The following is an 11,317-nucleotide window of genomic DNA, read 5'->3' on the forward strand; positions in this document are numbered from 1 at the left end:
TGAATTTGTCGTTCCAATTCGCGTTCGGAACGAACGCCATAGATATAACCAATGAACATCATTTTGAATAAAACAAGAGGATCCAAAGAGGGACGGCCATTGTCTTCTGAATAGTAAGGACGGACTTTTTCAGGAATGAAAGAAAAATCTATGTATTGGTCAATTTTACGGAGGAGATGATCTTCTGGGACAAGCTCTTCAATGGCAACCATTTCGAATTCATTTTGACGTTCAGTTTTAGATTGAAACATCAAATCACCTTTCATTGATAAGTTATAGCTATTATAACAAATTAACGCGGTGATCTATTAAAAAAAGGAAAACAAATAAAAGCTGCCGAGACTTTCTCGACAGCCTGACACCTTACGAAAAGGTGTGTTTTTTTACTAATATTACCTTGAAATAGCAGCATTATCGTTTTCCGCGCTAAGAAAGAAGTGACCTCTACTTCTCAGCAAAAACTACTTATTTCATAAACAATGAATGTTGTAAAATCAATGAATTGCTAGATCCATTAATGAGCCTAACTTTGAAACTAGCCATTTTCCCTCCTTACCTGCGCGTAAAACCCAATTGCTGCTACAAATGAAATAGTATGTACGGCAAGTAAGATACCATTCCCACCTCCATTAAAAACCGTACTATTAATAAGAGTGGATAACTGCATGACAAGGATAATCAGCAATAAATATGTAGAAATTTTCATATCATCAATTCCTTTGTAAGTTTTATATTTTCACAAGTTTAACACAACTTTTCCTTAATTTTCCTAAAATTATTAATTTTACAGAATTTTTGGTCATTTGATTTACATACTCAATTCTGTCAGGCTTAGATAGACTACGTAAGATCTTGAAAAGAAAGCAAGGTGATCCCATGATTGAAATTAGAACTTCTACACTTACGGATGAAGAATTAAACAGAGGTGTCTTCGCGAAGGAGGATATCCCGAAAAATACACTCATTCACCAGGCTCCTGTTATCCCTTATCCAAACCAGGAACATGTTCATATAGAAAAAACCCGACTGGCTGATTATGCGTTTGAGTACGGCGAAAACCATACAGCATTCGTATTGGGTTATGGCATGATGTTTAATCATTCCTATGAGCCGAATGCGAACTATGTTATTAATTTTGATAACGATACGTTTGACTTTTATGCTTACCGGGATATTAAAGCTGATGAAGAGATTCATATTAATTACAATGGTTCAGTAGATATTCAAGACACGTTATGGTTCGATCAGGAATAATAATAAAGAGGCACCCGGTAATTCGGGTGCCTCTTTTCTTATGAGGTGTGCCTTAACACCTCATAATTAAATTAAGAAGGAAATCCAAGTATAGTTTTGGTTTCCAAGTATTCTTCAATACCATAGTCGCCCCATTCTCTTCCTATACCAGATTGCTTATATCCTCCAAATGGAGCAGAAAAATCAGCTTCAGTGTCGTTCACTTTGATCCGCCCAGCTCGAATTCCAGTTGCTGCTTTTCGTAGATTTTCTGGGTCATTGCCTATTACGTAACCGGCTAAACCATAGATCGTTTCATTAGCAATTTCAATAGCTTCATCTAGCGTATCATATGTGATGATAGTGGTTACTGGCCCAAAGATTTCTTCTTGTGCAATTACCATAGAATTTTGAACATCTGTAAATACGGTAGGTTTAGCATAATAGCCTTGTTCAAGCCCCTCCGGCTTACCGGTTCCTCCCGTTAATAGAGATGCGCCTTCGTCTACTCCTTTTTCTATATAGGACTGCACGGTATCCCACTGTTTCTTGGAAATCAACGGACCTATCAGGTTATCCTCTCTTGGATCTCCTACAGGAAATTCAGGCAGAACTTTCAGCACAGCTTCCTCAAAAGACTTCTTCATTTTACTAGGAACGAGCACTCTTGTAGCAGCTGAGCATACCTGACCTGTGTTGGTTGCAATATGATTAACGGCTGCTCTTGCTGCGACTTCTACATCAGCATCTTCCAACACAACAAGTGGAGACTTACCTCCCAGTTCGAGCGCAAAATTCTTAATAGTTTCAGAAGCATTTTCCATAATTTTCTTTCCTACAGCTCCTGATCCAGTAAAGGAAACAAAGTCAATATCAGGGTGGGAGCTGATCCCATTTCCTATGACTTCCCCTGTTCCATTAACTAAGTTAAAGACACCTTTTGGAACTCCTGCTGCTTCAAAAATTTCTGTTAAAATAATGGCAGCAAATGGAGTCATTTCTGCTGGTTTTAAGATAACAGGGCTGCCTGCCGCAAATGCACTGGCGATTTTGGTCGAAGTTTGATTGGTAGGGAAATTCCAAGGCGTAATTAAACCACTTACACCTATGGTTTCTTTAACTACTGTATGACCACCACGGTCTTCCATGAAAGAAAAATCCTTCAATGATTCTGCAGCTTGTGAGAAATGATTATAGCCCATTGTGTAATGAACTTTTTCAGAAATCTTTTGAGGAGATCCTAGTTCATCCGTTATGGTTTCAACAATATCATCTTTGCGTTTCTCATATTCTTCAGCAATTCGTTCCAGCATTTCTACTCGTTCCTGTTTAGAAGTTTGAGAAAATGAAGGAAGTGCTTGTTTTGCTGCAGCTACCGCTTTATCTAAATCTTCTTTTGTACCCATACTAATTGTTCCAATTACTTCTTCCGTAGCCGGATTTATTACATCATAGGTTTCAGAGCCTGTCGATTCAACCCATTCACCGTCGATAAAATGTTTTAATTGATTGCGCATATCTCATATCTCCTTTTTCCATCTTTCAATTTATGATCAATAAAATAAACTTATTTCTTTCGTATAGCGTAATATATCCTTTATTTATCTAATTGAAACATCTTAGAGATTGGTAAATTGGAATAGAAGCTGCAAAAAATGAAGTTAATCCAAAGGGTTTTCATGTGCGTACATTCTTTAATTCTGTTGGTCCTTTAGAACTTTTCTTAGTATTTTACCGGAACTGGTTTGAGGAAGCGAGTTACGAAATTCCACGTACATAGGGATCTTGTAAGCAGCCATGTTTTCTTTAGCCCAGACTTTTAAATTACTTTCGTTTATTTTTTTCTCTGGCTTTGGTATAACAAAAGCTTTCACAACTTCCCCTTTATGTTCATCAGGCACGCCGATCACAGCAACCTGTCCTACGGCCGGATGTTCTTTCAGTAAAGCTTCGACATCCTCAGGAAATATGCTAAAACCTGACGATTTGATCATTTCTTTTATACGCCCTTGAAAATACAAATATCTCTCGTTATCCAAATAGCCAATATCCCCTGTATGCAGCCACCCATCGGAAAGACTTTCGGATGTAGCCTCCGGCCTTCCCCAATAACCTTTAAATACTCCCGGACTTTGAATAACAATCTCACCGGATTTACCAGCACTCTGTACCTCACCAGTAACTGGATCGCAAATCTCGATCAAAGTCCCCCTGATTGGGACACCGACCGAACCGAATTTGATACTATCCTGTGGCATATAGGTATCAACCGTGTGGGTTTCACTTAACCCATATGATGCTTCAAATAACTTGCAGTTAGGTGCGACCCCCTTCCATTTCTCTGCCAAGTTTTCTGTAACCGGCATGCCAAAACTTGTACAAAGATTCAGCTTTAAGTCCTCCAATAGATTCTCTTCGGCAATTGACAAAATAGCATCATTCATCGGCGCAATACTATACCATACGGTAACGCGGTGCTCACGAAGGGCTTTTAAAATCGACATGGGATCGAAACGAGCGAAGAGTACACATGGCGCGCCAGTGTATACAGGTATATTGACCCCCATTACCATCCCTGCAATATGGCAGAGCGGCATGACAGCAAGCCATGTTTCTTTTTCATCCACTTGATTAGCCTGTACAGCAGCTGCTGTTTTGTACAGCGCATTTTCATAAGTTAACATTGCTGCCTTTGGCCGACCTGTTGTGCCAGATGTAAAGGCAAGCAGAGATGTGTCTTCAAGCTTCACATCTTCCGGATAGATACATGGTAGAGATTCCTGTATAACCTTCTTCCACATTGTTTCATTAGGATTAAGTTCAAGAGCCGGACTAGTAAGATCCTTTGGGATCGTCCAGCTGGGATTATCAGGTATCCAATCTTTATAACAAATTACAATAATTCGCTTTAAATGTTCATTTACTTTACGTACTTCCGTAAGGAGTTCCCCTCCCGCAAAGAGGCCGGACATATCAACTTCTTTAATTAGGTAGTCAAGCTCATTAGCTTTATACATAGGGTTTAGTGGACAGACCACTGCTCCAATATACTGGATGGCGTAATGACCAATCATGTATTGTGGGCTATTTTGCATAAATAATCCTATTCGATCTCCTTTCTCAAAACCTGCTTGCCGTAAGAAACCTGCCACTCTTTGAACCTGATCGAATAAGTCTCCTCAAGTTATACTGCTTCCATAGTAGAAGTACGCAGGATCTTCAGGCCGTTCTTCAGCATGCTGCTGAAGATAATGAAATAAAGGTTTTTTCCCTCTCCTGTACAGCTCTGTGTCTGGAGATGATTTTAATTGCTCTTCCATAACATCTATTCCTCCTCAATGAGACATAGGCCAGTCAGCCAGTCGCCTTTTACTTTTTACCTCGCCTGAAGATCCTGACGATTCTAGAAAACGTATTAAAAAAGAGCGCGTCTGGTTTGGTTCAATAATATCTTCTAATAAGAATTTCCCTGCAGCTTTATAGGGGGAACTATCAAAGTTCCATTGCTCGAGGTACTTAGACCTTTCTTTCTCAGGTCGCTCAGCCTTTCTTATATGTTTTCCATACACGACATTAATTCCCACCTCCGGCCCCGTGAAATTTATTTCAGCTGACGGCCAAGCTGCTACAACATCTGCCCCCATTCCTGGTCCACACATATTTCCATACGCAGCTCCTATGCTCTTTCGGACAATGATTGAAAATTTGGGAATGGTTGATTTGGCTAACGCTGTATTCCAATTCATAATTTTTGCAGGCATTTTCATTTTCTCAGCACGACTGCTGATTCTAAATCCAGGTGTATCATGAAGAAAAATGAGTGGAATATGATATGAATCACAGAGGCAGATAAAGTCCACGGCTTTATCGCACTCCTCAGGTCCTGAAGCCCCTGCCATGTGCAGAGGCTGACTCGCAACCACTCCTATAACACGACCTTTTAATCGAGTCAGTCCAGTAATCAAAGCTTTACCATAAAAGGATCGAAAATTCATGAATGAATCTTTATCAAATAAACGAAGAATGAGTAATTTCATATCGTAAGCCCGCCTTAAATTCGAAGGAACAATTTCCTCCAAATTGCAGTGCTCCATATAAGAATCTTCGATGGATGGCTTTTGGGGAGGAGTTTCAACAGCGTTTGAAGGCATATAACTGAAAAATCTTCTTAATGCTGCAATTGCTTCTTTTTCATCTTCAGCAATATGATCAATCTGCCCAGTATAAACGGCATGCATATCCGGACCCCCGAGCTCCTCAGCGGACATCTCTTCTCCACTTGCGATCTCCAGCATACGCGGACCAGCAACAGCCATACTCGTCCCTCTTACTTGTGTAACAAAATCTGACGTAACAGCCATCCATGTCGGACCGCCGTAACTTTCTCCTAGAATAGCTGTCATAATTGGACTTTCACGGCCATGGTCTAACAGACTGGAAGGAAACAGCTTATCGCTGATTCCATCAGAGCCCATTCCATCAGGCATTCTTAAGCCTCCGCCTTCACATAAATTAAAAAGTGGAAGTTTCCTTTTTTTTGCATAAGAGTGAAAGAATTCACTTTTTCTAAGGTGAACTTCCCCTTCGGTGCCAGACAGCACCGATATGTCCATCGCCTGTACAACTGCCTCTCTCCCATCGACGCGGATAATCCCTCCAACCAGACCATCAGCCGGGGTGCGTTCCTCCATTCCAGAAACCGAAGAATGAGCCAAAGCCCCTAATTCAAGAAAAGATCCTTGATCGGCAAGCAGTTCAATTCTTTCCCTGGCACTATAAGACCTCTGTTTTTTCCCTCGATGCTCCTGAGCTTTCCTCTTTTTCTCTCTAAGTTTTTCTGTATTCCGTTCCATAGCTTCCTCCTCTTGTAAATACTGACCAGTAGGTATGTATAATTTAAAAAAATGTCAATAACACTCATTTAAGTATAAATACATTTTTTTGAAAATTCAATATTGTTAAATTCTGCTTTTTATCAAGTTATTAGCGATTAGATGTCCACTCACAATAAAAGCAAAGTAGTTTCACTAATTCGCTTGATTAAAAAAAGCGCAGAACCGAATCTGCGCTTTTTTTAAAACTATGAGCTTTGAGCAACATCCTGTTTACTTTCATTCGTCGTTGTTTCATTGTGGTCTTCCTTGTCCCGCCTCGGATTTTTTATAAAGAAGGAAAGGACAAGACCTATAATTGCCGAAACCCCTGCTACAATGAATGAAACATTAACCCCATGAACAAGTCCCTCTACTCCTTCTCCGGGACGCGCCGTGGTCGTCATTACTGTCACTAAAAGCGCGGTTCCTACTGCACCTGAAACCTGACGCATTGTATTATTCATTGCCGTACCATGAGCGATTAAACGGGATGGAAGCTGATTTAAACCAGCTGTTGTTACCGGCATCATCACCATTGCTACACCTAACATGCGGATCGCGTTAATCACTGTTAAATAGGTTAGAGTAGTTTGCGGTGATAAATCAGCAAACATAAATGTCGTTACGGTGAGAATAAACAGTCCAATGATAGCAAGCCATCTTGCACCAAATTTATCGAAAAGTCTACCTGTAATTGGATTCATAAATCCCATAATTAAAGCTCCAGGCAGAAGCACCATTCCTGATTCGAGCGCACTGTAGCCAAGCATATCCTGCATGAGAATCGGCAGCACGGTAGCGGCTCCAATCATGGCAATAAACACCACCATCCCGAGTGCTGTCGTGAGCGTAAATATATTGAACTTAAATACCCTGAATTCAAGAATCGGCTGTTCCAACTTGAATTGACGAAGGATAAAAATCGTCAATGCAACGGCACCAACCACCATGGAGATAAGCACCTGCTGACTTCCCCATCCATTTGTGCCCGCCACACTGAATCCATATAACAGTCCTCCAAAACCTAAGGAGGAAAGAATAATGGAGGACACATCCAGTTTTGGGTGTGACTGCTTGGTTACATTTTTTAATATAAAATAAGCCAGAATAAAATCAATAATTACAATTGGCAATATAACAAAGAATAAACTTCTCCACGGGAACTGTTCGACGAGCCAGCCGGATAGTGTAGGCCCGATGGCTGGCGCGAATGAGATCACCAGTCCGAACATCCCCATCGCTGATCCACGTTTTTCAACTGGGAATATGAGAAACAAAATGGTTTGCATGAGCGGGATAATAATTCCGGCCCCAGAAGCCTGGATAATTCGTCCTACCATTAATATAGAGAAATTGGGGGCTGCTGCACACACAAACGTTCCAACTGCAAATAAACCCATCGCTGTAAGGAATAACTTTCTGGTAGTAAAACGTTCTATAAGAAAAGCAGTGATTGGGATCATGACCCCATTCACCAGCATAAAAATGGATGTCAGCCACTGAGCTGTACTAGCTTCAAGATTCAAATCCCTCATTATATGAGGCAAAGCCGTTCCCAGTAACGTCTGATTTAATATTGCAGCAAAAGCCCCAGATAGAAGTACGATAATCAATGGAACTTTATTTATATTTTCCGGTCCTGTTTCTTGTTGATTAGACATATTATATCCTTCTTTCCATTCAATAAATAACGATTATTTAACAAGTCCTTTTTTTAATAAACTGAGTTCAGAAATATATTTATCCAGGGCTTCCGTCTCTGAGAATTCATTGGATACACAATGAACTAAATTATGAAACGTTACCGCAATGAGAATCTGCATGAGATGATAAAATTCTTTTTCATTAGAAACATGAAGAGCTTCCATATCTACGAGTTGGTAAATATCGTGAAAACGGTGTTCAATATTCTGCTTCGTTAGATTTTTAGTAAACGCATGTTCAATTTTGTAATTCATATTCATTAAGACATTTCTGATAAAATTACTATTTCCGTTTTCTCTTGAGAATTGAAAAACCGTTTTATAAACCTCTGTCATCGCTTGAAAAAGATCTCCGTTGAACGCCTTTAAATTTTCAATAAAGTTCTTATGACGTTCTTCGGCATGCTCATTTAATAAATAGAAAAAAGCATCTTCTTTATCCCTAAAATATTGATAAAAACTACCTCTTGGAATCTCAGCTCTCTTTAGAATATTGGCGATAGAAGCCTCATATAACGACACACGTGAGAACTCTTCTCGGGCGGCTTCAACCAGCTTATTTTTTTTATCATCGTTCAAATTAAAAAAGGTTTGTTTAGGCATTTATCTAACTCCTCACTCAATAAAATGACACCATGTCACATTCAGCACAAGAGCTACTATAAGTGACATAATGTCATATGTCAAGAAAGGGACTGTAAGGACTCACATTCATGTAGTTTTCATCAAAATTACGAGTAAAAATTGGTGAATGTGCAGATATTAAACATGCTTCAAAGTAAATGAGAAAAGGAGGTTACGACATGAAAAAGAAATTAATGTTATTAGCGATGTCTATCGTTATGTCTACTGGACTTCTAACTGCTTGTGCAATGGACGACGATAATCAAATGAATAACCAGCCTGAGGACGTAAACTACGACCCAATGCGTTATGGAGACAATGAAAACCGTATGAATTACGATCGTATGGATGACCGTATTGATAACGGGCGTATGGACGAGAATCGTATGAACGAAAATCGCGGACCAGACATGGGAGCAGACCCCCGTGATGTAAGGGATCCTGCTGAAAGGGACACTCCTTTTAATATGGATGAGGAAGAGCCAGACGTAGATGAAGAACCTTCTGAAGAAAGACGCGACCAATAAGCCTGATTGGTTGTACAATATGTTTACGAATACAAAAATTTCTCCTTGGATATGAGAAAAGTTCCCACACATAAGTCAAGCCTGTCCTACTCATAATAGGAAAGGCTTGAAAAGGCCGAGTGTTTAAGAGGAGAGTTGAATTTAATGAGAAGAAACGTACAATGGTGGCCGCTGCTAGGTTCAATTGGTATTGGCTTTGCAGCATACAGCATGATGAATGGTAGAGGATCAAGAAATAAAGAAGGTCTTTCAGATTTAATGAACATGGATAATGAGAACTAAACAATATTCTCTTTCGATAAAAAACAGTCAGCATGATGCTGACTGTTTTTTGAAATTATTCTTCCTTTAATGATAAAAGTGGATCATACATACGTATAGGATTTGTGAACTTTATTCCAAAATCATCCTGACTAACCACTTCCGGATCCAATATAGCATCACCTTCAGGTTTTATTCCATTTTCAACCCAGTCTGTTAAATCAGCAAAACCTTCTGTTTCTTCTTCTGGAGTAAACTCGCAGTGACCTACAGCTCGAACAGCCCTGCTGACAAGTAGATCTGAATCTCCATTCGCAGCTACTTTCTCAGCATATAACTGTTCCATAGAGAAAGGTACAAATAGATCACCTAAAGTATGAAGTGTAAGTACGGGTTGATGAAGTTCCCCTGATATTCGGGGTATTTTTGACAGCCCATTTTTATTTCGAGCTTGAGGATCAGCAGTAATCTCAGGTATCTTCTCAGCTAGGTCCATCTCTTCCACCGATAATTCTGAATTGGAATCAAGTTGATAAACAGAATCTGTATTATCGCTGATATTGCCTGGTGTTCCATAGGAGAAGTCCGAACGGTATAGGGTGAACAGAAAATTATTCCAGCTCGAAAAAGCAAGATCGAACAAGGGCCGCTCCCCGCCTGATAAATACATCGTAAGGTCTTGAAGCATTTCCCCTTCTGCAGTCAGTAAACCTGTATTCAGTCCCATAGTTTGTTTTATTTTAGGAACCACATGGGTTTGGTAGTTATCTGGGGCTGGGAATTGGGGTTCGATTCCTGCAAGAACTTGGGAAGCAAGGTTAAAGTCTGCAAAGAAATCAAATAATTCGTTGTCTCCCATCACGCCGCACATAGGCATAGCTCCATCATACACATCGCGGTATTGCTCAATAAGAACACCTGTAATGTGTCCCCCCATAGAATGTCCCACAACGTAAGTGCGCTTCGGATTCGCGATTTTTCCGTTGAAGAACTTCCCAAGAGCATGGGTGTCCACGACTCCTTGTTTCACATCATAACCATTCGTGCTATAGCTGGATGCCCCCCCCACGCATACCCTTTTTCCAGAAGGTATTTCCTTAAATTTTCTGGATTATCTACAGTTAACTCTTTAACCTCTGCATTCCGATACCCATGAGCATAAAGAACCAGCTCCCCATTCCATTTTTTAGGGACTTCAATTCTATAACCTGCCCCCTTATGTACACCCCAATACCTATCTGTTTCTATCCCACTAGGTGCATTAAATGGCAGTTTTTCTACATCTACAACGTAGCTCGTATTTTCAGCTGCCTCTGAACTCTCTCCGTAAAACCCAAATATCACCAAGAAACAAACCGCCACGCAAGTAATAATACGTAAACCCATACTCCGCTTCCTCCCTTATTTGGTTAGCAATGAAATTAATGTCAGAATTTTCTAACATAAATTTATATTACCTCAAACACTATATATTTTCCATTCTAATTGTTTCTGTTATATTTACTTGCTGGTTCTATAGTGAATCTGCTCATTGTAGAAGGCTCAGTTTCGTAACTATCAAGGTATAATCCTATCTAAGAAAACGGATCGCGTTCCGCCAGCGTGTATATTAATTTCTGGATAGTGACAATCCAAGTAAATAAGCCTCTTATGAAAAATCAGCGTTTACCCGAGCTCTTTATAAAAAATGTATAAGAATGGCTTTGTTATAGTTTATTGTTGATTTATCACAAGAGGCTTATTACGCAATAGGGCCGGATAGTTGAAGACTCAGTTTCGAGATAAATTGGGTCCGCTACTCTAAGTGGAAGAGGGCTGGTGGGGAAATAACTCGCTTTCCTATGGCCCTACACGACGTAGGGTCGATCGACGTTGCCACAGGACGTGGCGATCTTAGTCGATCCTCCTTTTACCATCAGCTTCCTCGCTCGTTTCACTCCCTGCGGGATCTCACCTAGTCCCTTCTCCCGCTCTTATACGTTCATAAGTTATAAGCGTAAATCAGGACATAAACAACGATGAGTGCTATCCAGCTCCAGCACCTAGCGGCTAGTGAGACTTCCCTCACTTCTGTACGATAAGTCAACATCGAATC

At 40.1% G+C, this 11,317-nt stretch carries 13 protein-coding genes and 1 pseudogene; 3 read left to right on the forward strand and 11 right to left on the reverse strand.

Going from position 1 to position 11,317, the window contains the following annotated elements:
• Both BMZ06_RS19730 and BMZ06_RS20905 read right to left on the reverse strand, forming a co-directional pair.
• A partial coding sequence (locus BMZ06_RS19730; protein WP_175477942.1) for a transposase occupies nucleotides 1–251 on the reverse strand: 251 nt, incomplete at its 3' end.
• Between the two features lie 284 nt (nucleotides 252–535).
• Entirely contained in the window at nucleotides 536–706 is a 171-nt protein-coding gene (locus tag BMZ06_RS20905) for a hypothetical protein (RefSeq protein ID WP_175477943.1), read from the reverse strand.
• Nucleotides 707–876: 170 nt separating this feature from the next.
• On the opposite strand from BMZ06_RS20905, the gene BMZ06_RS19735 reads away from it, so the two are divergent.
• The gene (locus BMZ06_RS19735) at nucleotides 877–1,254 is read left to right on the forward strand and encodes an SET domain-containing protein (protein WP_089754853.1); all 378 of its coding nucleotides are present in this window, start codon (nucleotides 877–879) and stop codon (nucleotides 1,252–1,254) included.
• 71 nt (nucleotides 1,255–1,325) lie between these two features.
• Here the strand turns inward: BMZ06_RS19735 and BMZ06_RS19740 are convergent, their stop codons facing one another.
• The 7 genes and pseudogenes from BMZ06_RS19740 to BMZ06_RS19760 form a co-directional block, all read right to left on the reverse strand.
• A complete protein-coding gene (locus BMZ06_RS19740; protein WP_089754855.1) occupies nucleotides 1,326–2,750 on the reverse strand; it encodes an aldehyde dehydrogenase family protein in 1,425 nt (474 codons plus the stop codon).
• A gap of 177 nt (nucleotides 2,751–2,927) precedes the next feature.
• The gene (locus tag BMZ06_RS21215; RefSeq protein WP_342709208.1) at nucleotides 2,928–3,227 is read right to left on the reverse strand and encodes an AMP-binding enzyme; all 300 of its coding nucleotides are present in this window, start codon (nucleotides 3,225–3,227) and stop codon (nucleotides 2,928–2,930) included.
• Nucleotides 3,228–3,350: 123 nt separating this feature from the next.
• A pseudogene (locus BMZ06_RS21220) lies at nucleotides 3,351–4,397 on the reverse strand (AMP-binding protein); the annotation flags it as partial.
• A gap of 15 nt (nucleotides 4,398–4,412) precedes the next feature.
• Nucleotides 4,413–4,553, reverse strand: a complete 141-nt coding sequence (locus tag BMZ06_RS21225; RefSeq protein WP_342709204.1) for a hypothetical protein — start codon at nucleotides 4,551–4,553, stop codon at nucleotides 4,413–4,415.
• A gap of 15 nt (nucleotides 4,554–4,568) precedes the next feature.
• Nucleotides 4,569–6,086, reverse strand: a complete 1,518-nt coding sequence (locus BMZ06_RS19750; RefSeq protein WP_089754857.1) for an acyl-CoA carboxylase subunit beta — start codon at nucleotides 6,084–6,086, stop codon at nucleotides 4,569–4,571.
• Between the two features lie 227 nt (nucleotides 6,087–6,313).
• On the reverse strand, nucleotides 6,314–7,768 hold the full coding sequence (locus BMZ06_RS19755) for an MDR family MFS transporter (protein WP_089754859.1): 1,455 nt from the start codon (nucleotides 7,766–7,768) through the stop codon (nucleotides 6,314–6,316).
• 33 nt (nucleotides 7,769–7,801) lie between these two features.
• A complete protein-coding gene (locus BMZ06_RS19760; RefSeq protein WP_089754861.1) occupies nucleotides 7,802–8,413 on the reverse strand; it encodes a TetR/AcrR family transcriptional regulator in 612 nt (203 codons plus the stop codon).
• Between the two features lie 200 nt (nucleotides 8,414–8,613).
• Between BMZ06_RS19760 and BMZ06_RS19765 the strand changes: the two genes are divergently transcribed.
• Both BMZ06_RS19765 and BMZ06_RS20910 read left to right on the forward strand, forming a co-directional pair.
• The gene (locus tag BMZ06_RS19765) at nucleotides 8,614–8,961 is read left to right on the forward strand and encodes a hypothetical protein (protein ID WP_089754864.1); all 348 of its coding nucleotides are present in this window, start codon (nucleotides 8,614–8,616) and stop codon (nucleotides 8,959–8,961) included.
• 144 nt (nucleotides 8,962–9,105) lie between these two features.
• Nucleotides 9,106–9,243 carry a hypothetical protein gene (locus BMZ06_RS20910; RefSeq protein ID WP_175477941.1) on the forward strand — a complete coding sequence of 46 codons (138 nt, stop codon included), beginning with the start codon at nucleotides 9,106–9,108 and terminating at the stop codon, nucleotides 9,241–9,243.
• 55 nt (nucleotides 9,244–9,298) lie between these two features.
• On the opposite strand, the gene BMZ06_RS19770 is transcribed toward BMZ06_RS20910, so the two are convergent.
• Complete coding sequence (locus BMZ06_RS19770) at nucleotides 9,299–10,252, reverse strand: alpha/beta hydrolase family protein (RefSeq protein ID WP_089754866.1); 954 nt, start codon at nucleotides 10,250–10,252, stop codon at nucleotides 9,299–9,301.
• Complete coding sequence (locus BMZ06_RS19775) at nucleotides 10,249–10,608, reverse strand: hypothetical protein (RefSeq protein ID WP_089754868.1); 360 nt, start codon at nucleotides 10,606–10,608, stop codon at nucleotides 10,249–10,251. The genes BMZ06_RS19770 and BMZ06_RS19775 overlap by 4 nt, the downstream gene beginning before the upstream one ends.
• Nucleotides 10,609–11,317: the final 709 nt, after the last annotated feature.

The sequence above is a fragment of the Halobacillus alkaliphilus genome (assembly GCF_900113125.1).
Taxonomy (GTDB): Bacteria; Bacillota; Bacilli; order Bacillales; family Halobacillaceae; genus Halobacillus; species Halobacillus alkaliphilus.

What these genes read in the sequence shown, in the direction of transcription:
- BMZ06_RS20905 (WP_175477943.1), bottom strand. Translation starts at nt 706, where the DNA reads ATGAAAATTTCTACATATTTATTGCTGATTATCCTTGTCATGCAGTTA.
- BMZ06_RS19735 (WP_089754853.1), top strand. Translation starts at nt 877, where the DNA reads ATGATTGAAATTAGAACTTCTACACTTACGGATGAAGAATTAAACAGA.
- BMZ06_RS19740 (WP_089754855.1), bottom strand. Translation starts at nt 2,750, where the DNA reads ATGCGCAATCAATTAAAACATTTTATCGACGGTGAATGGGTTGAATCG.
- BMZ06_RS21215 (WP_342709208.1), bottom strand. Translation starts at nt 3,227, where the DNA reads ATGATCAAATCGTCAGGTTTTAGCATATTTCCTGAGGATGTCGAAGCT.
- BMZ06_RS21225 (WP_342709204.1), bottom strand. Translation starts at nt 4,553, where the DNA reads ATGGAAGAGCAATTAAAATCATCTCCAGACACAGAGCTGTACAGGAGA.
- BMZ06_RS19750 (WP_089754857.1), bottom strand. Translation starts at nt 6,086, where the DNA reads ATGGAACGGAATACAGAAAAACTTAGAGAGAAAAAGAGGAAAGCTCAG.
- BMZ06_RS19755 (WP_089754859.1), bottom strand. Translation starts at nt 7,768, where the DNA reads ATGTCTAATCAACAAGAAACAGGACCGGAAAATATAAATAAAGTTCCA.
- BMZ06_RS19760 (WP_089754861.1), bottom strand. Translation starts at nt 8,413, where the DNA reads ATGCCTAAACAAACCTTTTTTAATTTGAACGATGATAAAAAAAATAAG.
- BMZ06_RS19765 (WP_089754864.1), top strand. Translation starts at nt 8,614, where the DNA reads ATGAAAAAGAAATTAATGTTATTAGCGATGTCTATCGTTATGTCTACT.
- BMZ06_RS20910 (WP_175477941.1), top strand. Translation starts at nt 9,106, where the DNA reads ATGAGAAGAAACGTACAATGGTGGCCGCTGCTAGGTTCAATTGGTATT.
- BMZ06_RS19775 (WP_089754868.1), bottom strand. Translation starts at nt 10,608, where the DNA reads ATGGGTTTACGTATTATTACTTGCGTGGCGGTTTGTTTCTTGGTGATA.